At 47.7% G+C, this 24,892-nt stretch carries 24 protein-coding genes; 17 read left to right on the plus strand and 7 right to left on the minus strand.

Annotated features, from left to right (window positions below):
• The first annotated feature begins 19 nt into the window (after positions 1-19).
• From DXB18_RS09750 to DXB18_RS09770, 5 genes are all read left to right on the plus strand, one after another.
• The gene (locus DXB18_RS09750; protein ID WP_118542419.1) at positions 20-1,366 is read left to right on the plus strand and encodes an enolase C-terminal domain-like protein; all 1,347 of its coding nucleotides are present in this window, start codon (positions 20-22) and stop codon (positions 1,364-1,366) included.
• A 124-nt stretch (positions 1,367-1,490) separates the two neighbouring features.
• On the plus strand, positions 1,491-1,988 hold the full coding sequence (locus tag DXB18_RS09755; protein ID WP_118542421.1) for a tripartite tricarboxylate transporter TctB family protein: 498 nt from the start codon (positions 1,491-1,493) through the stop codon (positions 1,986-1,988).
• Between the two features lie 15 nt (positions 1,989-2,003).
• Positions 2,004-3,509 carry a tripartite tricarboxylate transporter permease gene (locus DXB18_RS09760; RefSeq protein WP_118707508.1) on the plus strand — a complete coding sequence of 502 codons (1,506 nt, stop codon included), beginning with the start codon at positions 2,004-2,006 and terminating at the stop codon, positions 3,507-3,509.
• A 125-nt stretch (positions 3,510-3,634) separates the two neighbouring features.
• Complete coding sequence (locus tag DXB18_RS09765; protein WP_118707510.1) at positions 3,635-4,699, plus strand: tripartite tricarboxylate transporter substrate-binding protein; 1,065 nt, start codon at positions 3,635-3,637, stop codon at positions 4,697-4,699.
• 62 nt (positions 4,700-4,761) lie between these two features.
• Positions 4,762-6,057, plus strand: coding sequence for a lactate racemase domain-containing protein (locus tag DXB18_RS09770; RefSeq protein ID WP_207665779.1), 1,296 nt, complete (start codon positions 4,762-4,764; stop codon positions 6,055-6,057).
• 47 nt (positions 6,058-6,104) lie between these two features.
• On the opposite strand, the gene DXB18_RS09775 is transcribed toward DXB18_RS09770, so the two are convergent.
• A complete protein-coding gene (locus DXB18_RS09775) occupies positions 6,105-7,004 on the minus strand; it encodes a LysR family transcriptional regulator (protein WP_118542429.1) in 900 nt (299 codons plus the stop codon).
• Positions 7,005-7,172: 168 nt separating this feature from the next.
• Between DXB18_RS09775 and DXB18_RS09780 the strand changes: the two genes are divergently transcribed.
• On the plus strand, positions 7,173-8,474 hold the full coding sequence (locus DXB18_RS09780) for a hypothetical protein (protein WP_118707514.1): 1,302 nt from the start codon (positions 7,173-7,175) through the stop codon (positions 8,472-8,474).
• Positions 8,475-8,486: 12 nt separating this feature from the next.
• Here the strand turns inward: DXB18_RS09780 and DXB18_RS09785 are convergent, their stop codons facing one another.
• Both DXB18_RS09785 and DXB18_RS09790 read right to left on the minus strand, forming a co-directional pair.
• Positions 8,487-9,386, minus strand: a complete 900-nt coding sequence (locus DXB18_RS09785) for a LysR family transcriptional regulator (RefSeq protein ID WP_118542433.1) — start codon at positions 9,384-9,386, stop codon at positions 8,487-8,489.
• Positions 9,383-10,366 carry a LysR family transcriptional regulator gene (locus DXB18_RS09790; RefSeq protein WP_118707516.1) on the minus strand — a complete coding sequence of 328 codons (984 nt, stop codon included), beginning with the start codon at positions 10,364-10,366 and terminating at the stop codon, positions 9,383-9,385. The genes DXB18_RS09785 and DXB18_RS09790 overlap by 4 nt, the downstream gene beginning before the upstream one ends.
• A gap of 255 nt (positions 10,367-10,621) precedes the next feature.
• Between DXB18_RS09790 and DXB18_RS09795 the strand changes: the two genes are divergently transcribed.
• Both DXB18_RS09795 and DXB18_RS09800 read left to right on the plus strand, forming a co-directional pair.
• The gene (locus DXB18_RS09795) at positions 10,622-11,905 is read left to right on the plus strand and encodes an SLC13 family permease (RefSeq protein WP_182430537.1); all 1,284 of its coding nucleotides are present in this window, start codon (positions 10,622-10,624) and stop codon (positions 11,903-11,905) included.
• 26 nt (positions 11,906-11,931) lie between these two features.
• A complete protein-coding gene (locus DXB18_RS09800; protein ID WP_118531642.1) occupies positions 11,932-12,855 on the plus strand; it encodes an alpha/beta hydrolase in 924 nt (307 codons plus the stop codon).
• A 158-nt stretch (positions 12,856-13,013) separates the two neighbouring features.
• On the opposite strand, the gene DXB18_RS16725 is transcribed toward DXB18_RS09800, so the two are convergent.
• The 4 genes from DXB18_RS16725 to DXB18_RS09815 are packed head-to-tail and all read right to left on the minus strand — an operon-like array spanning position 13,014 to position 15,247.
• Positions 13,014-13,142 (minus strand): hypothetical protein, encoded by a 129-nt coding sequence (locus tag DXB18_RS16725; RefSeq protein ID WP_279220844.1) that lies wholly within the window; start codon positions 13,140-13,142, stop codon positions 13,014-13,016.
• Positions 13,139-13,393: a transposase gene (locus tag DXB18_RS16185; RefSeq protein ID WP_243024773.1), complete on the minus strand. Its 255-nt coding sequence runs from the start codon at positions 13,391-13,393 to the stop codon at positions 13,139-13,141. Before DXB18_RS16185 ends, DXB18_RS16725 begins: the two co-directional genes overlap by 4 nt.
• Positions 13,374-14,258 (minus strand): LysR family transcriptional regulator, encoded by an 885-nt coding sequence (locus DXB18_RS09810; RefSeq protein WP_118531643.1) that lies wholly within the window; start codon positions 14,256-14,258, stop codon positions 13,374-13,376. Before DXB18_RS09810 ends, DXB18_RS16185 begins: the two co-directional genes overlap by 20 nt.
• A complete protein-coding gene (locus DXB18_RS09815; protein ID WP_182430538.1) occupies positions 14,240-15,247 on the minus strand; it encodes a LysR family transcriptional regulator in 1,008 nt (335 codons plus the stop codon). The genes DXB18_RS09810 and DXB18_RS09815 overlap by 19 nt, the downstream gene beginning before the upstream one ends.
• A gap of 252 nt (positions 15,248-15,499) precedes the next feature.
• Here DXB18_RS09815 and DXB18_RS09820 point away from each other — a divergent pair, with 252 nt between their 5' ends.
• From DXB18_RS09820 to DXB18_RS09860, 9 genes are all read left to right on the plus strand, one after another.
• Positions 15,500-16,606 (plus strand): tripartite tricarboxylate transporter substrate-binding protein, encoded by a 1,107-nt coding sequence (locus DXB18_RS09820; RefSeq protein WP_118541254.1) that lies wholly within the window; start codon positions 15,500-15,502, stop codon positions 16,604-16,606.
• Between the two features lie 82 nt (positions 16,607-16,688).
• Positions 16,689-17,192, plus strand: coding sequence for a tripartite tricarboxylate transporter TctB family protein (locus DXB18_RS09825; RefSeq protein ID WP_118531648.1), 504 nt, complete (start codon positions 16,689-16,691; stop codon positions 17,190-17,192).
• A gap of 21 nt (positions 17,193-17,213) precedes the next feature.
• A complete protein-coding gene (locus DXB18_RS09830; RefSeq protein ID WP_118541256.1) occupies positions 17,214-18,707 on the plus strand; it encodes a tripartite tricarboxylate transporter permease in 1,494 nt (497 codons plus the stop codon).
• Positions 18,708-18,922: 215 nt separating this feature from the next.
• A complete protein-coding gene (locus tag DXB18_RS09835) occupies positions 18,923-19,816 on the plus strand; it encodes an alpha/beta hydrolase (RefSeq protein ID WP_243103317.1) in 894 nt (297 codons plus the stop codon).
• 17 nt (positions 19,817-19,833) lie between these two features.
• On the plus strand, positions 19,834-20,292 hold the full coding sequence (locus DXB18_RS09840; RefSeq protein ID WP_118707524.1) for a DUF3237 domain-containing protein: 459 nt from the start codon (positions 19,834-19,836) through the stop codon (positions 20,290-20,292).
• A gap of 34 nt (positions 20,293-20,326) precedes the next feature.
• On the plus strand, positions 20,327-21,250 hold the full coding sequence (locus tag DXB18_RS09845) for an alpha/beta hydrolase (RefSeq protein ID WP_118707526.1): 924 nt from the start codon (positions 20,327-20,329) through the stop codon (positions 21,248-21,250).
• 125 nt (positions 21,251-21,375) lie between these two features.
• The gene (locus tag DXB18_RS09850) at positions 21,376-22,356 is read left to right on the plus strand and encodes a mannonate dehydratase (RefSeq protein WP_118541262.1); all 981 of its coding nucleotides are present in this window, start codon (positions 21,376-21,378) and stop codon (positions 22,354-22,356) included.
• 315 nt (positions 22,357-22,671) lie between these two features.
• Positions 22,672-23,916: an NAD(P)-dependent oxidoreductase gene (locus DXB18_RS09855; protein ID WP_118707558.1), complete on the plus strand. Its 1,245-nt coding sequence runs from the start codon at positions 22,672-22,674 to the stop codon at positions 23,914-23,916.
• A 475-nt stretch (positions 23,917-24,391) separates the two neighbouring features.
• The gene (locus DXB18_RS09860) at positions 24,392-24,889 is read left to right on the plus strand and encodes a tripartite tricarboxylate transporter TctB family protein (RefSeq protein WP_118707528.1); all 498 of its coding nucleotides are present in this window, start codon (positions 24,392-24,394) and stop codon (positions 24,887-24,889) included.
• Positions 24,890-24,892: the final 3 nt, after the last annotated feature.

Consider the following 24,892-nt stretch of genomic DNA (forward strand, 5'->3'; position numbering starts at 1 on the left):
GGCAAGAGGAGGAAGAAATATGAATAAAGGTACCCCTACAGTAACAGAGATGCAGGTGATTCCGGTAGCCGGATATGACAGCATGCTCATGACCTTAAGCGGCGCGCACGCACCGTACTTTACCAGAAACCTGGTAATCTTAAAGGATAGCGCAGGTCACACCGGTATCGGTGAGATCCACGGTGGTGACTACACCTGTGACGCGTTAAAGAGCTGCATCCCGTTAGTCGTTGGACAGCCGGTCGGCAAGTACCGCGCGATCCTCGACAGCATCCACAAAGCTTCCAAGAGAGCAAAAGAGGATGACGGCGAAGGTATCCAGAGCCTGGATATCAGCAAGCTGAAATTCGTTGTAAAAGCAGAGTGGGCAATCGAGTGTGCACTGCTTGACTTACTTGGCCAGTACTTAGACCTGCCGATGTGCGAGCTGTTAGGCGACGGCAAGCAGAGAGATCAGGTTGAAACCCTTGGCTATCTGTTCTACGTAAGCGACAAGAACAAGGCGAAAGAGTTAAATTACCTGGATGAGAGCGACAGCTCCGATCCGTGGTTCAAGCTTCGCCGTCAGGAAATGCTGACACCGGACCGTATCGTAGAGCAGGCTCAGGTTCTTCATGAGAAGTATGGTTTCCGCAACTTCAAGTTAAAGGGCGGCGTACTGAAGGGCTCTGAGGAGATGGAAGCAATCCGCGCACTGAAGAAAGCATTCCCGAACGGACGTATCAACATCGACCCGAACGGCGCATGGAGTCTTGCTGAGGCAATTGAACTGTGCAAACCGATGGAAGGTGTTCTTACATACATCGAGGATCCTTGTGGTCCGGAGTCCGGATTCAGCAGCCGTGAGATCATGGCTGAGTTCAAGAACAAGGTAAACCTTCCGGTAGCTACCAACATGATCGCAACCGACTGGAGACAGTTCTATCATGCAGCAGCACTGAAATCCGTTGATATCGTTCTTGCAGATCCGCACTTCTGGGGATTCGGAGGAAGCGTCCGCATGGCTCAGATCTTAAATGACTGGGGCTTAACCTGGGGCAGCCACTCCAACAACCACTTCGATATCACCCTGACTGCATTTGCTCATGTAGCAGCAGCAGCACCGGGCAACCCGACTGCACTGGATACCCACTGGATCTGGCAGGATGGTCAGAACCTCTTAAACGATACTCCGCAGATTGTTGACGGATATCTGCAGGTTCCGAAGAAACCGGGTCTTGGTGTTACCATCAATATGGATCGCGTTATGGAAGCAAACAAGCTGTACAATTCCCTGCCGACTCACGACCGTGACGACGCTATGGCTATGCAGTATTTGATCCCGAACTGGAAGTTCGATTCCAAGAAACCGGCACTGGTACGGTAAAAATCCCGAATTCGGGATTGAATTGCCGACACGGTCTCATGAAGGCGGTGTCGACCACAGATTTGGCTCAATCCCGAAAGGGTTTGGCGGTAGGCTATAAACAAAAAGAAAAGGAGATGAAGGTATGTTCTTCAAAAAGTATGGGGACATTGTCGTAGGTGTATTTTTCATGGTATTATCCGCTGCACTTATGATTATGGCACAGATGCTTCCGAAATCCCAGGTTATGGATATCGGACCGGATTTTATGCCAATGGTAATTGGAGCAATCACATTTATCCTGGCAGCAATCCTCACATTTTTAAACATTAAAAACTTCAAGATGCATGCAAAAGAGCTGGAAAACGCAGAGATTCCGGAATGCGATTACAAGCGCGTAATTTCCAGTATCATTCTGGTTCTGGTGTATGTCATGGTTCTGCAGCCGGTGGGATTTATTCTTTCCACCCTGGTGTTCTTACTTCTGCAGATGCTGGTACTGTCTCCGGACGATGAGCGTGATGCAAAGCACATCATCCGTCTGGTTGTGATCGATGTAATCTTTACTCTGGTAGTATTCTTCCTGTTCCGTTACGGATTCAAGATCGTACTGCCGGCTGGTATCTTTACCATCAGTTTATAAGGAGGACGTAAGAATATGCAGGCATTAGGACTTTTAGGTAGTGCATTCGCAAGTATTTTAAATCCGGCGTCCATCCTTCTGATGATCGCTGGCGTAGCAATTGGTATTATTTTCGGTTCCATCCCGGGACTGTCAGCTTCCATGGCAGTAGCATTGATGCTGCCGTTGACCTTCAGCATGACCCCTTCCCTGGGTATGAACACCCTGGTAGCAGTTTATATCGGCGGTATTTCCGGTGGTCTGATCTCCGCAATCCTGCTGAACATGCCTGGTACCGCATCTTCCATCGCAACCTGTTTCGATGGACACCCGATGGCAAAAAATGGTGAGGCAATGAAGGCTCTGGGAGTTGGTATCGTATTCTCCGCAATGGGTTCCATCTTCTCTTTCCTCGTCCTGACCTTCTGTGCACCGCTCCTTGCAGATGTTGCACTGAAATTTACTCCGGCTGAGAACTTTGGTATCTGCTTCTTCGCACTGACGATGGTAGCAATCCTTTCTTCCGGTAACATGATCCGCGGTCTGCTTGCAGGTATGTTCGGTCTGATGTTTACCTTAGTTGGTATGGCACCGATCGATGGTACTCCGCGTTTCACCTTTGGCAACACAAACCTGATGGCAGGTTTTGATACTCTTCCTACCCTGATCGGTATCTTCGCAATCGCAGATATCCTGTGTACTGCTGAGAGCATGAAGGGCGGCAAGATGGAAACCATCCCGATCAAGAAAGTAAAAGGTTTTGGTTTCTCCATGAAAGAGTTTGTTTCCTGGCTGCCGAACTTCCTTCGTTCTTCCTTAATCGGTACCGGTATCGGTATCCTGCCAGGTATCGGTGGTTCTACTTCCGGTATGCTTTCCTACGTAACTGCAAAGAACATGTCCAAGCATCCGGAGGAGTTTGGTAAAGGTAATCCGGAAGGTATCGTAGCAACCGAGTCTGCAAACAACGCAACCATCGGTGGTGCAATGATCCCACTGTTGGTACTTGGTATCCCGGGTGATGGTGTTACCGCTATGATGTTAGGTGGTTTCCTGATCCACGGTCTGTCTGCTGGTCCGCTGCTGTTCGTGAAAAATGCAGACGTTGTATACGGAATTTTCGCAGCATGTATCGTTTGTACCCTGATCATGCTGGTGGTTGAGTGGACCTGTATCAAGGGCTTTGTACAGGTACTGAAGGTGCCGAAGCACATCCTGCTTCCGCTGATCCTGGTTCTGTGCTGTGTCGGTGCATACGCAACCAACAACCGTATCTTCGATGTACAGTCCATCCTGATCTTTGGTCTGGTAGGTTATATTTATCACAAGTTCAGTCTGCCGACGACTCCGTTCGTACTGTGCTTCCTGATCGGTGAGATGCTGGAGACCTACTTAAGACGTGGTATCATGCAGTACAAGTCCTTTGGCGCATTCTTTGCAAGACCGATCTTCGATGTATTCTTCTTCATCGCTATCGGTGTTCTGGTATGGACTGTAACCAAGGAGTTAAAGGCTTACAAAGAAAAGAAACAGGCAGCATAAAGAGATCTGAACTTTACAATATTTTATTTCTATATTAATATGATATATGCCCCGTCCGCAGCGGACGGGGATATATATAAGGGAAAAAACAGGGCAGCCAAAATGCCCGGAAAGAAGGAGAAAGTATGAAGAAAAAAATTTTTGCAGCAGTTGTAGCTGGAACCATGGCAATGAGCCTTGCAGCATGCGGCGGAAGCAAACCGGCAGAGACCACTGCAGCTCCGGCAGCTGAGGAGAAGACCGAGGCAGCAGCAGAGAGCAAAGCTGAGGGCGAGAGCACCGAGGCAGCAGCAGAGAGCGATTCTACCTGGGAGCCGAACGGAACTGTATCTATCGTAGTTCCGGCAGGTGCAGGCGGAGATACCGACCTTACTGCTCGTATTTTTGCTCAGTACGCAAAAGAGAAGACCGGCGTTGACTTCATCGTTGTAAACGCAAGTGGTGCTTCAGGTTCTGTAGCTGCTAACCAGGTTATGAACTCTGCAGCAGATGGTCAGACTGTATTATACGGACACTGCCTGCTGAGCGTTGCTAACATCGCTGGTATTACCGACTACAATTTCGAGGCATTCAAGCTGGGACCGAACTTCGCTAAGAACCCGGCACAGCAGTTCTATGTAAATGCTGATAAATACAAAGATCTGGACGAGTTCATCGCAGCAGCAAAAGCTAACCCGGGTCAGTTAAAGGCTTGTACCGAGGTTGGTGCTTACACCTACTACGAGCTGCTTGCATTTGAGAAAGCAGCAGACATCGACCTTGACCTTGTAGATGCAGGTTCTGCTTCCGATAAGATCGCAGCTATGCTGTCTGGTCAGGTTGACTTAATGCCGGGTACTTGGATGTTGAATAAAGACTATGTAACTGCTGGTCAGTTTGTATGCTTAGGCGCTCCGACCGATCAGAAATACGATATGCTTGAGAATGCAGGCGTTAAGACCTTCGCTGATCAGGGTATTGACCTGGCATTCCCGGATACTGACTACTCTTTCTACTTCCCGAAGGAGACTCCGGACGAAGTAATCACCTACTTTGATGATCTGTGCAAAGACCTTCTGGACGATGAGACTGTAAGCAAGGCTCTGACCGATATGGATGTTATCCCGTACTACTTAAATCATGAGGATGCATTCCAGAACGATACCGAGACCTACAACGCAATCAAGGCTATCGCAGATACTTTAAAGTAATTGATTTCAAGTAAAATTTAATACAAAATCAGGCATTCAGGCTGGAGATGGAGGAAACGAAAATGGAGAGTGTTGTTTCAAATCTGATGAAGGATGTTAAATTACCGCGTATGTTCCGTGTGAAACAGAATTTTTCTACACACAGGGTAGAACCGGAGACGATTCCAAACAAGATTGAGACGATGCTTTCTGAGGAAAAGTTTGCCTCTCAGATTCAGCCTGGAATGCGTATTGCGATTACTGTCGGCAGCCGCCAGATCGCGAATGTCGTGGTGATCACAAAAGCAATCGTTGATTTTGTAAAAAGCAAAGGTGCCGAGCCGTTTATCGTGGCTGCAATGGGCAGCCACGGCGGCGCCACCAGTGAAGGTCAGAGAGAAGTTCTTCGTCAGTTCGGTGTGACCGAGGAAACCATGGGCTGTCCGATCAAGACCAGCATGGAAGTGGTAAAGATTGGTGTCAACGAAGAGGGGATGGACGTTCTCATTGGCCGTGATTCCGCAGAAGCAGACGGAATTATCATCAATTGCAGGATAAAACCTCATACGTGTTTTCGAGGACCTTATGAGAGCGGTATCATGAAGATGATGACCATAGGTCTTGGAAAACAGGCAGGAGCATCGGTCTGCCATGCAGCCGGCTTCAAATATATGGCAAAATATGTGCCAATGTTTGGCCGCGCAATCTTAAAACATGCAAATATCTTATTTGCAGTTGCAGTTCTGGAAAACGCTTACGATGAAACCGAGCGGATCGTTGCCTTAAACCACGACGAGATCGAGGAAGAAGAGCCGAAGCTGCAGGAAATTTCCAAATCCCTGCTGCCGAGGATCTGCGTGCCGGAGTGTGACGTCCTGGTATGCGACGTGATCGGCAAAAACTTCAGCGGCAGCGGCATGGATCCGAACATCACCGGAACCTTTGTTACCCCGTATGCTTCCGGTGGCTTAAAGTCCCAGCGCGTTGCAGTTCTGGATCTGAGCAAAGAGAGCCATCATTCCGGAGTCGGCATTGGAATGGCGCATGCCACAACCCGCCGCTTCTTCGACAAGATGGATTTTGAACTGACGTATCCGAATCTGATCACTTCCACCGTGATCGAGAATGCGCGTATTCCGCTTGTTATGAAAAACGATAAGGAAGCCATTCAGGTCTGTGTGCGTACCTGCACCGATGTCGACCACGACAAGATCCGCATTGTCCGGATCGCGAACAGCCTGAAGGTAGAGCACATTCTCTTATCGGAGGCATACTACGACGAAGTGAAGAACAATCCAGATTTCACCATCGAGAGTGAGCCGCAGGAAATGGATTTTGACGAAGATGGAAATTTAAGAGATCTGGGACAGATTTTTTAGGTGATCATAAGGCATAAGAAAAAGAGCTGCTGCTGCAGCTCTTTTTCTTATGCCTGAATGGCATCTTTTAAATATCTGAGAAATTCCTGGCATACCGTATCTTGGTATCCGGTGTTCCCCTGTGTTACAGCGGTCTGATAACGGTACAGCTTTGGCATCAGAGAAATGTACTGCACAGGAAGAATGAGATCCATTCGAGATTCTGGGGTAAAGGTGAGACCAAGCCCTTCAGCTGTCATCTGAAGGGCATCAGCCATATCCCGGATTTCGCATACAATGTCCGGGATAACTTCTATGGAAAGAAGAAATTCATCCACAGATGTTCTCAATGCAGTTCCGTGATCGGCCAGGACAAACGGAAGAACTTTGCTTTGCAGAAAGGCACAGACGTTTTTTGAGTTTATCTCCTGGCCTATAGCTGTTTCCTGTAGTATGCAGTCTGGAACGGCCAGAAGAATCTCTTCTCGATATAGAATCTCTGAATTCGGATATTGTCCTGGATGCTGTGTTGTGATGATAGATATATCCAGCTGTTTGTCCCATACCTTTTTTAACAGATTGATCGGACTTTCGTCTATGATATGGAGAGAAAAATAAGGGATGTTCTGATGTTTCATATCTACAATCACGCGGGTGATCATGGAAGCAGCCCAATGGGAGGAAACACCGATTTCCAAGTGCCGCTGGCCGGAGTTTATCTGTATTTTTTGATAAAGCCTGTGCTTTAATTCTAACACCTGTTTTGCGGTATAGATATAATCTAGTCCGGCCTGGGTTGGTAGCATTTCTGAATGTTCACGCTGAAATAATGGCTGTCCAATCTCCTGCTCCAGTTTTGCCAGTGCCTGGCTAAGGGTCGGCTGTGAAATATAGAGTGTCTGGGCAGCCCTGGTCATATTTTTTTCCCTGGCAATTGCGAGAATATACTCAATCTGTTTGGTGTCCAAAAAAATCTCCTTCTTTGGTGTTAATAGGAAAAAGTAATCAATTCCATCAAATTTGGCAATTAGACTTTTTCCTGTGTATCTTATATACTTCTTTTAAAAGTATAGATGAGAATCTTTATAAATTCAAGTATCTTTCACATTTCATCTGGAATCAGCAGGAGGGTTATTATGAGTAAATTAGCAGATTTAGTTGCAGATGTTCGTCTTCCGGAAATGATTGAAATGAAACAGAGTTACCCACGGCCGGTATTAAAGGATATTGCTGGAGAAGTTCATAAACAGCTGGACATCTCCGGAGTAGGCGCGCAGATCAGGCCAGGAGACAGTATTGCTTTGACGGGAGGAAGCCGTGGCATTGCCAATATTGCTTTAATTCTAAAAGAGGCAGCTGCTTATGTAAAGGCAAAAGGCGGTAACCCATTTATCATACCGGCCATGGGAAGCCATGGTGGAGCTGTAGCAGAGGGGCAGACGGAAATCCTGGCTTCTCTTGGCATTACAGAAAGCTACTGTGGATGTCCGATATGTTCCAGTATGGAGACAGATCTGATTGGTGTTACGGAGGTCTCCCAGATTCCGGTTTACGAAGATCATTATGCGCATCAGGCCGATGGAGTCATCCTGATCAACCGAATTAAACCGCACCCTTCGTTTAGCGGAAAGGTGGAAAGTGGTGTATGCAAAATGGCGGCTGTAGGACTTGGAAAGCAAAAAGGAGCCGCTGCTTATCACAGGCTTGGCATTGAAAATATGTCAAAGACCGTTCAGGAAGTTGCGTGCTATCTGTTTGAACATGGAAATATCATTGGCGGTATTGGAACGGTGGAGAATGCATATGACGAAACGGCCCTGGTCGAAGCCATGACTACGGAACATATTCTGGAGCGTGAGGTGGAACTTCTGAAGATTGCCTATGAGAATTTTCCACAGATTTATTTTACAAAGTATGATGTCCTTCTGGTTGAAGAAATGGGCAAGAATATCAGTGGAGCAGGAATGGATACGATGATTATATCCCGCTACACACATGATGGAATCCCCCATGACAAGCACCAGCAGACGATCTGTGTCCTGGATCTCACGGAAGAAACCCATGGCAATGCATGCGGCATGGGCCTGGCGGATATCATCACCAAGCGGTATGCCGAGCATATTGATTTTATGGCAACTTATCCGAATAACCTGACATCCCGGGTTCTTGGCTCTTGTAAAATGCCATTGGTTACAGACAATGACTACACGGCGATTCAGACGGCAATTCACTGCTGTACCGGTATCGATTATAACTGTGTAAAGCTGATCTGGATCCAGAATACGCTGGATATCAGTCGTATCATGATTTCACGGTCTCTCTATGAGGAGTGGGAGAACAACCGGGAACAGTATCCATATATGGAACAGGTGGGGGAATTCCATCCAATAGAGTTTACTGCAGACGGTACTCTGGTTCGTCTTCCCCGTCGGGCTTAAAAGAAGTGGGCATTAGAATGCCTGAGATGTCTCTGCACTTTTTAAAAGCAGCAGGATCAGATCACGTACCGGCCTTGTTAAAGCATTGCTTTTGGGATAAGCAATGGCAATCTGAAAGGTAACCTGTGGCTTGAGAGAAAAGAGCCTGCAGCCATGGAGCTGCCCACCCGCAGAACGCGGGAGAAAGGCAATGCCTTTTCCGTTTGCAACCATGTTTCCGGATGCGTTGATATCACTGATCTCGCACAGAATGTCCGGCAGAAAAGAAAGCCCGGCCAGAATGTTTTGTTCAAGGCTGTGAAAGAAGCTGTTGTGCTGGTTCAGGATAAAGGATTCTCCGGAAAGCATAGATAAATCAGCACCATGTTGCTCAAAATCAGGAATAACCGAATGGTTTTCTGGAATGGCAAGCATCAGCTCTTCTTCGCGCAGAGGAAGAAATTCCAGCATACTGTGACCGGCTTCCCCAGTCGCAACGACAGCAAGATCGGCCATGCCGTTGGAGAGATAATCCTTTGCAGCAGATGCGTTTCCGTTGATGGTGCTGAGTACAATATCCGGGTGCAGCTTGCGGAAATCCGGCAGAATCTTTGTGGAAAAATCTGGCAGCAGAATGTTATTGTAGATAAAGGTGATCTGATGTCTGCCGGACTGGGAGAGCTTTCGGATATCATTCAGTGCGCGCTCATAAATGTTCTGGATGGAGCGAGCACCGTTTACATATATTTTTCCGGCATCAGTCAGGTGCATTTCGTTTTGTTCACGTGCAAAGAGCTTTGTGTCGAGGCTTTCTTCGACCCGTTTCAACTGTCGGCTCAGCGCAGGCTGAGAGAGGAGCAGACGGTCTGCAGCCTTTGAGATGGATTTCTCTTCGGCAATCGCAATGATATAATCCAGTGTCTGAAAGGTCATAAGGAACCTCCTTCTGTGTGAAATTCATCCCAGATATTCCGTGCGGCTTCGTTAAAATCCGGAATATAGTAGGGAACATGAAAGTCATTTTGTATCATCAGGTAGATAAAATACCGTTCACTTTCTGATAATACTGTTCCTTTTTTTGTCACTACGCACAGATTCAGATAGTAACGCGGGGCAAGGGAGAGGTAGGCGATATCCGGATCATCCATGAGTGCGGTAGAACGTGGTTGAAAACCAATGCCGGAGCCATTTCGGACCATGTTGCGTATGACAAGGTTGTTACCGCTTTCAAATACCACGGTAGGAGAAAAACCGGCCTGATGGAATATATAGTCCGAGATGGTCCGGATGCTACTGCCCGGACTCATAAGGATAAAGGGAGAGTCGGACAGCTCCTCTGGTGAAACCTGCGGGAATTCCATGGAGGTGTTTTTGGGGCGGTGCGCCAGCGGATGGAAGGCCGGGACAGCGACAATGACCTCTTCCCGAAAGAGAGTGATATAGTCAAAATCTGCCGATTCCGTGTCAAAGCAGGTGCCGAGAGAGCAGGAAGCCATTCCATTTTGTACCATATTGCGCAGTTCCTGCATGTAGCCCTCCTGAAGCCGCAGACGGATATTCGGGTACCTGGCAGAGAAACGGGCGAAGATCTTGGAGGCCACCTCAGAACCTCGCAGTGGGGTGACACCGATACGAATCTCTATGGGCGGAGCAGTCGTGAGCTGACGGATGGACTGAAGCGTCTGCTCCTGTGTGGAAAGAATGCGTCTGGCTGCTTCCAGATAAATCCGCCCTGCCGGAGTCGGGATCAGCTTTTTTTTATCGCGAAGGAAAAGGTCGATGCCCAGTTCCTGTTCAAGATTAGACAGAAAAACACTTAGAGTTGGCTGAGAGATGCCAAGCTGTTTTCCGGCAGCGGAAAGGGTGCCGGCTTCTGCTAGCGCTATGATGTAAGACATATTTTTGATCTGCACTGGAGAATCCTCCTTTTATGGATATCCTATAGAATGAGTATAATATATCTGTTGAAGAATATCAATGATATATAGTTTTTTGTAATAGTATATATAGCGAAACATGGATTGTACATTCTATGGCAAAATGATACAATTTCACCATAAACAAGAAAGATAGAAAAGCTTCAGGTGTGTACTGGTAGGCCGATTATCATGAACAGTACCGGAAGTCCAGACTTTTTTATCAAAAAATGTAATGAGGGAGAAATTGAGATGAATGTACAGATGATAATGGCATTATGCATCCTGGTATTTATGGTAGTAATGCTCCTGACCCATGTGCTTCCATATGGTGTCACAGGAATGATCTGCTGTGTCCTTTTTGTATTTACCGGAGTGTTAGATTTAAAGACGGCCTTTTCCGGCCTTTCCAGCAGTACTACATTGATGATCGCACCAATGATCGTAGTTGCGACTGCCCTTGGCAAGACAAGCCTGATCCACCGTCTCAGAGGTGTGATGGGCAAGCTTCAGGGAAAAAGCGGAGCTATGCTGGTTCTTGGTTTATGTGGCATGACAATTCTTTTGTCTCAGCTGATGGGACAGGTCGCATGTATTTCCGTTATGCTTCTGTTTATCCAGACCTTTGATGATGACAGTGAGTATTCCCCGTCCAGACTGCTGTTTTTAGTTGCAACGGTAAACTGTCTGGCAACTTCCAAATTCCCGATCGGCATGGGTGCTACGATGCCAGGCACGATCACTTCTTACTATCAGGGACTTGTTGGTCCGGAGGATTATCTGGGAATTGCTGATTTCTGCAAGGCTGGAATCCTTCCGCTGATCGTGGGCGTCATTTATTGCCTGATCTTCTATAAGCTGATTCCGAACGGAACGATTGATAAGTCCCAGGTGAAAGAGGTTAAGGATGCAGCGCCGATCTCCAGAAAAGATGAATATTTTATTTTTGGTGTATTTGCAGCAATCATGCTGGGCTTTATGTTTACCAAGCAGCTTGGAAGTGATATTACCAACGTGATTCCGGCAGCAGGCCTTCTGGTTCTGATCGTGTTTAAGGTTCTGGAGATTCCGGAAGTGATGAAGACCCTTACCTGTGATATGGTATGGATGGTGGCAGGAATGAGTGTAGTTTCAACCGCACTTTCCAAGACCGGTGTCGGTGAACTGATCGGACAGACGGTTTTAAATATCCTGGGTGGACATCCGAGCGGATTGTTTGTAAGTATTGTCTTCTGTGTGGCATGTGCACTGATGACAAACTTTATGTCTAACATGGGTACCATGGCGCTGATGAGTCCGATCGCAGCTTCTACCGCGCTGGCAGGCGGCATGAATGTGAAAGCAGTCGTGCTTTGCTGCTGTGTATCTGCATGGCTGGCATTTGTAATGCCGACCGGCTGCTCCGGCACGATGATGGCATTTGGTATCGGTAATCAGAATCCGCTGAAGACGCTTAAGTTTACCTTACCGCTTCTGATTCTTACCTTGATCGCACTGATCATCGGCATTAATATTTTCTTCCCGATTTACGGTTAAGAGAGGGAAATAAGGAGATAAAAGTCATGAAAACAATATTTAATCCGGGAACAAAGAAAAAAACACTGACTCTGGTCGATAATGTAGTGTATTCCACGGTAAAAGATTTAAACGGGGATCCGCTGGAGCTGAAGCTTTCGGTTCTGCTCCAGAATGGAAACAGTGAGATGCGTGCTGCAATGGGGGAAGATGATCCGAAGGAGGATCACAGTCCGAAGCCGGCACTGGTATGGGTACCGGGCGGCGGCTGGAAAGGCACAGACAAGAATATGATGCTGGGGGAGATGACAGAATTTGCAAATGCCGGATATGTGGTTGCTTCGATCTATTACCGCAGCAGTGCTCAGGGGCATTATCCGGATCAGCTGATCGATGTGAAAACGGCAATCCGTTTTCTGCGTGCTCATGCAGCGGAGTTCGAGATCAATCCGGAGAAGATCGGTATCTTTGGCCGTTCGGCAGGTGCACATTTGTCAGCAGCAGCAGCTATGAATCAGGATGGTTTTGACAGTGAGGAATGGAGCGGCTATTCCTCTAAGGTTCAGGCATGCTGTGATATGTTCGGACCGGTTGATATCAAGGCGTTGATGGAAAATGAAGAAAAGCAGTTTTCAAATCCGTCTGCACGCTGGCACAGTGTTGAGGAAACCCATGGAGGATGTCTGTTGGGAGGAGATCCGGCAACGATGAAGGAGCGCGGTGCGAAAGCAAGTCCGGTCAATATGGTAAATCAGGATATGTGCCCGATTCAGATCCTTCATGGTGATAATGACCCACTTGTTCCGGTAGAGATCAGCAGTGAGACGCTTTATCAGAAGATTGTGGCTGCCGGTATGGAAGATAAAGTGGATTACTATGTGATTCCGGGCGCAGGTCATGGAACGAGAGAGTTTTTCCAGGATGCCACGAAGGAATTGCAGATTGCATTCTTTGATAAGTATTTAAAGTAAGTTCGTTAATTAACAACCCCACACGTTATACCAGAAACTTATAAAATGGCTTGAATCCCACGGATTTAAGCCATTTTTTCGTATGATAGGAAATTCCTCCACTCGGAGGAAGTCATACTAAAAATGCCCGCTTTTATGCGGGCACCAAAACAAGACAATTACTGAAAGAAGTCGATATAGAAACCTTCTTCGGGTTCTTCACCATCCCAGTCATCATCTTCAGTTAGAAAATAGTGCATATCCAAAAGGTCTGAATCCGACATGTTCTTAACGAGTTTTGCTGTCATACCTTCTGGTGGATGAGCAAAGAAATAAAATCCAGTGCAGGGATACATTTTTTAACAAAAGCATTGTCTTCATGGCGATGATAATGGAAAGTAACATTTTTACCATCATAAGAATCAATGCGGTTTAAGGCAATGACAGGGCGTCCAAGATAGCGGCTGATATATTTGGTGACTGTTTTAGTATCGCAAAGATTAGGTTTGGCATAGACGTAGAAGCCGTTGGAATCTTTTTTACAGTGCGGAATGTTCAAAATGCGTCAGCAGAAGCCGGATCAGCTGCTTCATAGGCTCAGAAAGCGTACAGGTCTTTGGGTAAGCGGCTACAATGTAAAAGGTAAACGGAGGATTGAGGGAATACGTGCGGAAGGTGTCCCCCTCGTGGTGGGAATCGCCTGGTACAAACGCATTTCCAAGTCCTTTGTTTAACATATAGCGGCGGGAAACATTATCCTCGACCTCACAGATGACGTTGGGCTGCAGCTGCATCGCGCGGAGGATCTGTTCTTCACTGTCACGGGCAAAAGAGGGGGCGTGGGTGAGAACAAAGTAATCATCCCGGAGTTTTTCGAAATTACCGGCATGGATCTCTTCCTGGGAGACTTCCGGATGACCATCCGGGAGAGCGAGTAGAAGTTCTCCGGTCCACAATGGAAGATATTCCAAAACGGTGTGCTCTAAGGATGCAGTAAGCACAATCCCAAGATCTGCCCTGCCCATGATCAGATCTTCCTTGGCCTTTGGGCTGTTGCAGCGCTGGGACAGAATCTCTATGTCCGGATATAGTTCGCGGAATGCAGGCAGACATTCGATGGCGGATGAGGTCGCGCAGGCAAAACGGAGCGTGTTTTTATTACTGCGACTCATGGAGGAAATCTTTTTTAAGGCTTCCCGCTTGATCTGCAGGATAGAATGTGCCCCATTGATATAGATTCTCCCGGCATCGGTGATGGAAAGACCGTTCTTTTCCCGCAAAAACAGCGGGGTTCCAAGCTCGTCTTCCAGCTTTTTTAACCGCTGGCTGAGTGCCGGCTGGGAAAGGTAGAGACGCTCGGCTGCCTTACTGAGACTTTTTTCTTCTGCAATGGCAATGACATATTCTAAGATTTTGGTGTCCATGTGTGGGTTCTCCGTTCCGTATCATATAATTCGTATTCTTCTAAAAGTCTTTTGGCATTGGCATTCGGATTGAAACGGTAATTTGCCCGTTTGCTTTCCTGCAGATAGTTTAAATAGATCAGGAAACGTTCTTCCTCGCTCAGAATGTGATCGGGAGCGGACATGATGGTCATATGCACGGAATAAGACGGTTTCAAAGAAAAGTAGACCAGGTTTTTGGAAGGCTCCACATGACCGCGTCCAAGCAGCGCTACACCGGCGCCCTGGTCTGCCATGTGCTTTAGGATCAGGTTGTTGTCGGATTCATAAACGACGGTCGGCTGCATCTGGTTTTGCTGAAAGATCATATCTGCAGTCTGTCGTATGGTTGAATTTTCCGTAGCGAGCAGGAACGGGGTGTCCTGAAATTTACGGATATCGATCGCGGTCAGGTGATCGAGGTCCTGGCTTGCCTGGTAGGCAAGAGGATGGAAGGAAGGAACGAAAAGAACCAGTTCTTCTTCATGGAAAGAAGTATGGATGATATCGGGTTCGTCCGGGTCGTTGCAGGTGCCAAGTGCCAGTTCGACGCTGTGGTCCTGGATGGCGCGGCGCAGTCCTGCCATATAACCTTCTTTCATCTCGATTTTTACATTGGGGTAACGGCGGTGAAACTGGTTGAAGATCTGGGCGATGGCGATGGAACCGCGCAGCGGAGTCACGCCAATGTGCAAGGTTTTCTGGTAACCGTTGGAGAGCTCGGAAATCATCTGATATGTCTGCTCTTTCACACCGATGATACGGGTAGCGGCTTCCAGATAGATTTTCCCTGCAGCGGTTGGATACAGCTGTTTTTTATAACGAAGGAATAATTCCGTTCCCAGTTCGTCTTCCAGTTCTGCCAGGTATTTGCTGAGCGCCGGCTGGGATACTCCGAGTTCTTTGGCAGCAGCAGACAGACTGCCGGTTTCGGCGATCGAAAGCACATAAGTAAGTTGTCTGGTATTCATGTGACAGCCTCCATAACAAGCATCGCTGTGTGCAAAACGCAGGAGCAACGATGTATAACTTTTACTTATATGATATATAAAATTAACCTGTTTGTCAATCGTCATATTGTGTATTATAATACAGACATAGATGAGAAAAGAAATACAGATTGACTCATCAGAAACAAAATCGTAAATTTTTTCATAACAGGTAATCGGGAAAAACTATAATTATTTGTTATGAATTAGAAAAAAGGAGAGGGAGAAAACACTATGAAAAAGAACAGATTATTTGCAGCAGCTATGGCAGCATGTCTGACCGCAGTAAGCCTTGCAGGATGCGGATCATCCTCAAGCTCTGAGACCACTGCAGCAGCAACGACCGCTGCAGCAGCAGAGAGCAAAGCAGAGGGCGGCGATACCGCAGCAGCAGGCGATGCAGTAGGTCCGTGGAAATCCGGCGACAACGTTTACATCGACGTTCCGGCAAAAGCAGGCGGCGGTACTGACCTGTACACCCGTTATTTAACCCAGGCTCTTGGCGAGGTTTGCCCAGGCGTAAACTTCGTTGTAACCAACTACGATACCGGTGAAGTTGGTATGGAGCACACCAAGAACGCAGCAGCAGACGGCTTAACCCTGGTTACTTGCCACGGCGGCGCTATCATCCAGTATCTTGCTGGTTCTTCTGAAGTTAACATCAAAGATGACTTAAAGGTTGTTGGTATCATGAACCAGGGCGGTCCGCAGGCCATCATCGCAAAACCGGGCGCTCCGTACAAAAACTTTGCAGAGCTGGCTGATTATATCAAAGCTAACCCAGGTCAGGTAGTTATCGGTTGTTCCTTAGGCGGTACCACCCAGGTGCTCTTCACTTCCCTGGTTGAGGCTCTGACCGGTGATGCAAACTCCGTAAACTATGTACAGTGCTCTTCCGAGGCTGATAAGCTGACCAACGTTGCAGCAGGTTCTATCGATATTGCAAACTGCTCTATCCCGAACGCAGAGTCTTATGATGCTGACAACAAGATTACCGTACTGGGAAGCCTTGGACCGAAAGTAGCAACCCTTGAGAACATGAGTGAGCTGGTTGGTACTGAGCTGGATGAGAAGTTCGCTACTACCCAGGAGCAGGGTATCGATGTAACCTGGGATTCCAACTACTATGTACTGGCTCCGAAGGATACTCCGGATGAGATCTGCGAGGCAATCAACGAGGCTCTGTGCAAAGCCAGCGAAGTTCAGTCCTTCATCGATGGCAACAACTCCATGGCTACCTACATTGCAGCTGTAAACTATGAGGATACCAAGAAAGCTCTGGATGACGAGTGGGCATTCCAGGATGACCTTGTATCTTCCATGGGTCTGAAGGTTCGCTAAAGAACCGAACAGAAACGAAACTAAAAAACATGTCCGGCTGTCCTTACGGGCAGCCGGATTTCTTTTTAAGGAGAGATTTCCTATGAAAAAATTGAATCGTACCTATATCATGGGTATTGTGTTTATCATTCTGGCTCTGTGGGTTCTGTTCCAGACCACACAGATTCCGGAAAAACTGGTTTCCAACGAGCCGGGACCAAAGCTGTTCCCGTACATTTCCGCGATCGGCATGATCGTCATGGCAGTTCTGTCCATGATCTTCGATGGTAAAAAAGAAGCAGAAGATAACAAAAATGGCGCTGCTCCTTACCTGGATGCAGCAGGATGGAAACGTCTGGCACTGATCATGGTTGAGTGTATCGTATTCTGCGTAGCCATGAACGTAATTGGTTTCTGGATCACTGCCATGGTTGGCATGATGATGTTCATCATGACCCTGAAAGTGGACAAGAAGATCAACCTTGTATTTGCAATCGTATTCAGCATTGCACTGGGCAGCCTGTGCTACTTCGGATTTACCAAGGGCTTCAACATCCCGCTTCCGAAGGGTTTGATCTGGAGTTCCCTTGGCATTAAGATGCCGTAAGCAAGAAGGAGGAAATAGAAAATGGCTAGTTATCTTTCAGCACTTGGCGTTTTGTTCCAGCCGATGAACTTCATCATGATGTACCTGTGTTCCCTGGTCGGCTGTGTACTTGGTGCAATCCCTGGTCTTTCCGGCGGTCTTGGTATCACCCTGATCCTGCCGATGACGTTCGCATTAAACACAAACTTAAGCTTTGCAATGCTGCTTGGTATGTATGTCGGCGGTGTATCCGGTTCTTTCATCGCAGCAGTATTAGTCGGAATCCCTGGTTCCGCAGCTTCCATCGGTACCTGTTATGATGGTTATCCGATGACCCAGAAAGGTCAGGCAGCACGTGCGCTGACCATCGGTATCACTGGTTCCTTTATCGGTACCCTGGTTTCTATCATCGTTGCAACCCTCTGCTCTACCTTCATTGCAGATGTTGCCCTGATGCTTGGACCGTGGGAGTACTTCAGCCTTTGCCTGATGGCAATCACCATGGTAGTTGGTTTAAGCAACGGTTCCATTTTCAAAGGTCTGTTAGCTGCATTCTTTGGTCTGTGGCTTTCTACCATTGGTTCCGATATGGTTACCAACCAGCTTCGTTTCACCTTTAAGAATACCAACCTGTATGGCGGTATCAACGTTGTCTGCCTTCTGATGGGTACTTTCGCACTGCAGCAGGTAGCAACCAGCTACGCAAAGAACAATCTGGATATGCCGGAAGTAGATGCAGGTTCCTTAAAGGGATTTGGACTTAGCTTTAAAGATTTCAAAGCAAACTTAAAGACTATTATCACTTCCCTGTTCATTGGTCTGTGGATCGGCTTCCTTCCGGGCATGGGTTCCGGTATCTCCAACCTGATCGCTTATGGCCAGGCAAAGAAGATGAGCAAACATCCGGAGAAGTTCGGTACCGGTATCGATGAAGGTATCTGGGCAACCGAGGTTGCAAACAACGCAGGTGTCGGCGGCGCAATCATCCCGATGATCGCTCTTGGTATCCCTGGCGATGCAACCACCGTACTGTTAATGTCTGCCATGACCATTCACGGACTGCAGGCAGGCCCGATGTTCATTAAGAACAACCCGCTCCTTGCAAACCTGATCTTTGCAACCATACTGGTATCTGCAATCCTCATCTTTGTAACCGAGCTGTTTACCAAACGCTGGTTCCCAATGCTGTTAAAGGCTCCGTACCATTACCTTTACAGCGCGATCCTCATGATCTGCTTCTTAGGTGCTTACTCCGCATCTACCTCGATGTTCAGTGTTTACCTGGTACTGGTATTCGGTGCCGTTGGTATCCTGATGGAGTTCTTCAAGATGCCGGGTACCCCGTTAATGCTTGCATTCATTCTGGGAAGCAAGATTGAGAGTTACTTCCGTATGGGCTGCTCTTACGCAAGAGGCGATATGACTTCTTTCGTAACCCGTCCGATTTCCCTGATCTTCATCCTGATCGCTGTTTACAGTGTGGTTGGACCGATCATCACAAAAATGCTGAAGAAACGGAAAGCAGCAGCAAACTAGGCAGAATGGGTGTCGGTATAGGTCGGCAACAAGAGATGTAAACCAAACTGTTTTTAGAACAGCAGTGAGATAAGGTGAGAAGCCGGAGCTAGAAATAGGCTTCGGCTTTCTTACTGCCAAAAATCGGAAAATCGTTAAGAAAATTAGAAAAATTGAGAAAGACAGAATAAATCAGAAATCAGAATACGTTGAATGACATGAATGGAGGACAAGTGATGCTGACACAGGAACAAAAAGAGACCATGATCGCGGCACTCCGCGGCAAGAGTGTGGCAAAAGAGAACATTACCGAGGAATACAAAAAGAACCTGGACCTGGCTGAGCGCGAAGAAGTCAAAGTAACAACTTCCGAGGGACCGGTTCCATGCTATATCTTTACAGCGAAAAACCGTACCAAAAACTGCCCGGTACATATCAATGTACACGGCGGCGGATTTGTACGCCCGCATGTACTGAGAGATGAGATCTACTCTGCAAAGGTGGCAGATGCGATCCAGGGAATCGTTGTGGATGTGGATTACAGCCTGGCTCCGGAGTATCCGTACCCGAAGGCATTCAACGAGACCTATGAAGTATGCAGATGGGTATTTTCCATGCTGGAGCACTGGGATGCGGACAGCAGACGCGTATCCATGGGCGGACACAGCGCAGGTGCAAACCTGACTGCCGCTGTCTGCTTAAAGGCAAACCAGACCAAAGAGTTCCAGTTCTGCCTGCAGGTTCTGGATTATGGCGCATTCGATATGGTAACTGACCCGGCAGACAAGCCGGAGGCAGCAACCAACATGATCCCGGTAGAGCGCGGCAGAATGTTCAGCCTTGCTTACACAGACGGAAATCCGGAAACCTTAAAGGATCCGTACTGCAGCCCGCTTTTAGCAACCGATGAGATGTTAAAAGGGCTTCCGGAAGCGCTGATCACCAGTGCCGGACATGATAATTTCCGTTTCGAGGATGCAGACTATGCAAAACGTCTGGTATTGGCCGGAGTAAAAGTTACCCAGAAATGCTTCTTAAATTCTTACCACGGCTTCATCGTTCACTGCACGGATGAGTGGGAAGAAGGACAGCAGCTCGTAATTAATACGATCAAACAGGCATCCCTGTAGAATGGAGGAAACAATCGATGAACGTTCAGTTAGATGCAGAACTGGTTATGGAGCTTCGTGCAGATTGTCCGGAGGAGGACAGACTGGTTGTCGGAGGCAATGACTGGGGATTTTTAAAGGTGATCCAGATCAAAGGCGGCCATTTTGAGGGCGAGAAGCTCCGTGGTCGTGTTGTACCGGGCGGTGCAGACTGGAATATGGGAGTCGGCGGAGACACGGAGGATACCGTAAGCTCCAGAACCGTATTCGCAAAATATTTGCTTCAGACCGATGACGGTGTTTACATTGCCATCGAAAACCTTGGCTATAAATATGCAGACCAGGAGAAGAACAGCGTCATCCAGACCCGTCCATCCTTCCATGCACCAAGAGGAAAATATGAGTGGCTGAACTATGGTGTCTATGTCGGAAGTCTTTCCGGAAGCACCGTAGACGGAGTCCGTGGTGTCAATATTAAGATTTATAAAATGATGTAAGCATAAGTGAGGCAGGCAGAAAGGAGCCGGAATTATGAAAAAAGTAATCAAACCGGGCAGGGCAAGAAAGAGCATTAACTTTATTGATAATATCGTATATTCCAGACAGAAAGATCTCGAAGGCAACGAGATGGAGCTGAAGATGTCCATCATGCTGCAGAACGGAAACAGCGAGATGCGTCTGGCATCCGGACATGACGATGAGGCAGACGACAAGACTCCGAAGCCGGCAATTCTGTGGGTTCCGGGCGGCGGATACCGTGGATGCGATAAGAACCTGATGGTAGCGGAGATGGCATTTTTAGCAGATGCCGGATACGTGGTTGCTTCCATGTATTACCGCAGCAGTGCCGAAGCACATATGCCCTCCCAGATCATCGACGTAAAGACTGCGATCCGTTTCCTGCGTGCCCATGCAGATGAGTATGAGATTGATCCGGACCGCATCGGTATCATCGGCAGATCTGCAGGCGGACATCTTTCTGCACTGGCTGCCATGAACTCCGATCTGTATGAGAGTGAAGAGTGGAGCGGCTATTCTTCCGAAGTGCAGGCTTGCTGCGATATGTTCGGACCGGTTGATTTCTTAAAGCTGATCGAGATTGATGAGCATGAGATTGCCACCAACCCGAATTTCCGCTGGAAATCCATGGCGGAGACGCATGAGGGAGCACTGATGGGCGGAGACCCGGCAACCTTAAGAGAGCGTTCCAAAGAGTTCTGCCCGCCATATATCCTGACGAAAGAGATGAGTCCGATGCTGATTTTGCATGGGGACTGCGATAAGCTGGTTCCGTGCTCCATCAGTGAGGAATTCTATGATAAGATCGTGGAGGCAGGCATGGAGGACCGTGCAGATCTTTACATTCTTGCAGGCGCCGGACATGGAACCAAAGAGTTCTTCCAGCCGGAGACCAAGGAGATTATCTGTGCGTTCTTTGACAAAAATCTGAAATAAAATCTAAAATATGACAGTTTCAAAGCCGACTTTGCTGCACAAAACAACAGAGTCGGCTTTTTCAAAAAGTAGATTGTAACAGAGTAAAAAAGCAAATCCCAAAAAGAAAGAAGAGGATCAGAAATATGATGAAAGTACAGGTACCGATGTGGTCAACTGCCAGCGATGCAGAACTTCAGTTTTACCGGGAGATGGGCGTGGAGTATATCTCGGTCATGTTTCACGAAAACGACTGGGATTATGAGCGTGTGTCCCGCCTGCAGGAGCGCATGGCAAAGTTTGATCTGAAGATTACGGACGCAGGAAGCTTTTCCGTGTTTAAAAACCCGATCATTCATCTGGGACTGGAAGGCCGGGACGAGCAGATTGCGCGCTATAACCAGTTTACTACGGTTATGGGACAGTGTAAGATTCCGGTCTGCTCCCTGGCATGGCAGCCGGACGGTGCAGTGCGTTCCTACAAGAGGGTAGGAGAACATACCCGCGGTTCTGTCAGCGGGATCGTAGACATGGAGGAGATCGCAAAGCGGGAGGCGAGCCATGGACGGGTTTATTCGGAAGAAGAAATCTGGGATAATTTCAAATATTTTCTGGACCGGACACTCCCGGTATGTGAGAAAGCCGGTGTAAAGATGGCGCTTCACCCGAATGATCCGCCAGCTGCCTGTGTCATGGGAGTACCGAGCCTCATTTACAACAGCGATGGCTTTAAGCGTGCATTTGAACTGGCTGGAAACAGCCCGTATCTGGGCATGAAACTTTGCGTGGGCTGCTGGCTGGAAGCAGGGGAGCAGTTTGGCAACCTGATGGAAGACATCCGTTATTTTGTGGAGCAGGGCAAGGTGCTGGCTGTCCATTTCCGCAACTTAAGTGCTCCGATGCCATATTTTGAGGAAGTACTTCTGGAAGATGGCTACGCAGACATGTATGAGATCATGAAGCAGTTGGTGCGCTGCGGCTGCGACGCCCTGATTTCGGTAGACCACGCATCCCACGGCGTTCCGGAATTCGGAGGAATGGCGGGTGCGTACGGATATTCCACTGGATATATGAAGGGGCTTCTGTATGCGGCAGAGCAGGAAGTGAAGCGCGAGAGCGGAAAGTAAAGCTGCAAGCGCAGAAGGTAATGTGCAGGCGCAGAAAAGCAGCGCGGGAAAACGCGGAACGTTCGTTAATTAACGAGCTTGAAGAAAGGCGAAAAAGTAGGAAAACAGGTCGGAATTTTGGAAAATCCGGCCTGTTTTTGTGCAATTTTGCGGGCGAATGCTCGGTGTATGTATGAAATTAAAAAATACTCGTTTCCTTTTTAACTTAACTTGTATACAGAATACAAAAGGTATAAAATAAGCATGTAATTGAGAAAAATGAAGAATAAATGGAAGCTGCAAAAAGACAGCTGAATGAAAAAGGGAGAGAATGTTATGGCAGTACATGTAATTGATGAAGCTAACCGTTGTCTGAATTGTAAGAAGCCGATGTGCATGCAGGGATGTCCGATCCATACCCCGATCCCGATGATGATTAAGGCATTTAAAGAAGGAAACTTAAATGAGGCGGGGGAGATGCTCTTTGAGAACAACCCGATGTCCATGATCTGTTCCCTGGTCTGCAACCATGAGAAGCAGTGTGAGGGACACTGCGTGCTGGGACGCAAGGGTGAGCCGGTCCACATCAGCAGCATTGAAAATTACGTTTCCGATACTTATTTTGATAAAATGCAGATTCCCTGCCAGCCGAAGAATGGAAAGAAAGTTGCCGTGATCGGTGCGGGTCCTGCAGGCATTACCATTGCGATCCTTCTGGCAAAGAAGGGATACGGTGTGACGATTTTTGATTCCAGGGATAAGATCGGCGGGGTTCTTCAGTACGGCATCCCGGCATTCCGCCTGCCGAAGTCGATTCTGGAGCGCTACAAAGTAAAGCTGCGCGAGATCGGTATTAAGATCCGTCCGAATACGACGATTGGCGGAGCGCTGGAGATCAAAGATCTGTTCCGTGATGGTTACCAGAGTATCTTCATCGGAACCGGTGTCTGGAGACCGAAGACACTGGGAATCAAGGGAGAATCCCTGGGAAATGTTCATTTTGCGATCGATTACCTGGCGAATCCGGATTCCTATGACCTTGGCGATCATGTGGCGATCATCGGTATGGGCAACTCCGCCATGGATGTGGCGAGAACTGCACTGCGCAAGGGAAGCCGCCATGTAACGCTTTATGCAAGAGGACTGAGCAGCCAGGCAAGTGAGCACGAAACTACCTACGCAAAACTCGATGGTGCAGAGCTGGCATTTGGCTATCAGCCGGTAGAGATCAATGATGACGGTCCGGTGTTTCAGAAAGTTCTCTTCGATGAGGAAGGAAAGATCAGCGGATACGAGCCAACTCCGATTCAGGTACAGGCAGACAGCGTGATCATTTCCATCAGCCAGGGACCGAAGAGCAAGCTGGTCAATACCACGGAAGGTCTGAAAGCTTCCGAGAATGGTCTGCTTGTGACCAACAGCTTTGGCGAGACGACCCACCCGGGCATCTTTGCGGCAGGGGATGTGGTGCTGGGAGCCAAGACCGTTGTGCAGGCAACCGCGTATGCCAAGCTGGTGGCGGATGCAATGGACAAGTATATGCGCGGGGAGCTGAACCAGATGCCGGGCGCGGATGTGTAGGAACGAAAGAACGATAGCAAACAAAACAAAAGAACGAAAGCAAACAAAAAAGCAAAAACCAAAATGCAAGTAGAAAGCACCGGATGCAGGGCAGCGGAGCAGTGATTTTCGGAAACAGAACAGTTGAAAAACAAAAGTGCAAGATTTCGGAATATTATGAAATCTTGCACTTTTTTCTGCACATTTAGAAATATAAACATGAAAATCTTTTTTTTTATGGTTTCTTTATGCCTCCATTACGGAATTTATATGGAAAATTCTGGATTTTAACAGGATTTAAACTCTTAGAAAAACTTTATGGAATCACAGTTTGGCGAATTTCCATTTTGAAAACCGTGTTGTTATAATCCGGGTAAGAGGTACGGAAAGTGCGGACAATACACGGAAACGGTGTTGGATGCAGGGAAAGCACACACATCCGGAATAAAGTGGATCTGGCGAAAACCGTGCCGAAAATAAAAAGGAGATGAGAGGTATGTTTTTTAAAAAGTACGGAGACATTGTGGTTGGCGTATTTTTCATGGCACTGTCCGCCATGCTGATGATCATGGCACAGATGCTTCCGAAATCCAAGGTCATGGATATCGGACCGGATTTCATGCCGATGGCGATTGGTTCAGTTACATTCGTCCTGGCAGCGATCCTGATAGTTTTAAGTATCAAGAATTTTAAAATGCATGGGAAGGAACTGGAGCACGCAGAACCTGAGGATTGCGATTATAAGCGTGTGATTTCGAGTATCATCCTGGTGCTGATCTATGTGTTTGTGCTTCAGCCGGTAGGATTCATTCTTTCCACCCTGGCTTATCTGATGCTGCAGATGGCAGTGCTGTCACCGGATGAGGAGCGCGATGCAAAGCACATGATCCGGCTGCTCGTGATCAACGTAGTGTTTACCCTGGTGGTATTTTTCCTGTTCCGTTATGGATTCAAGATCGTACTGCCGGCTGGTATCTTTACCATTAGTTTATAAGGA

The sequence above is a fragment of the Clostridium sp. OM02-18AC genome (assembly GCF_003481825.1).
Lineage (GTDB): Bacteria > Bacillota > Clostridia > Lachnospirales > Lachnospiraceae > Brotaphodocola.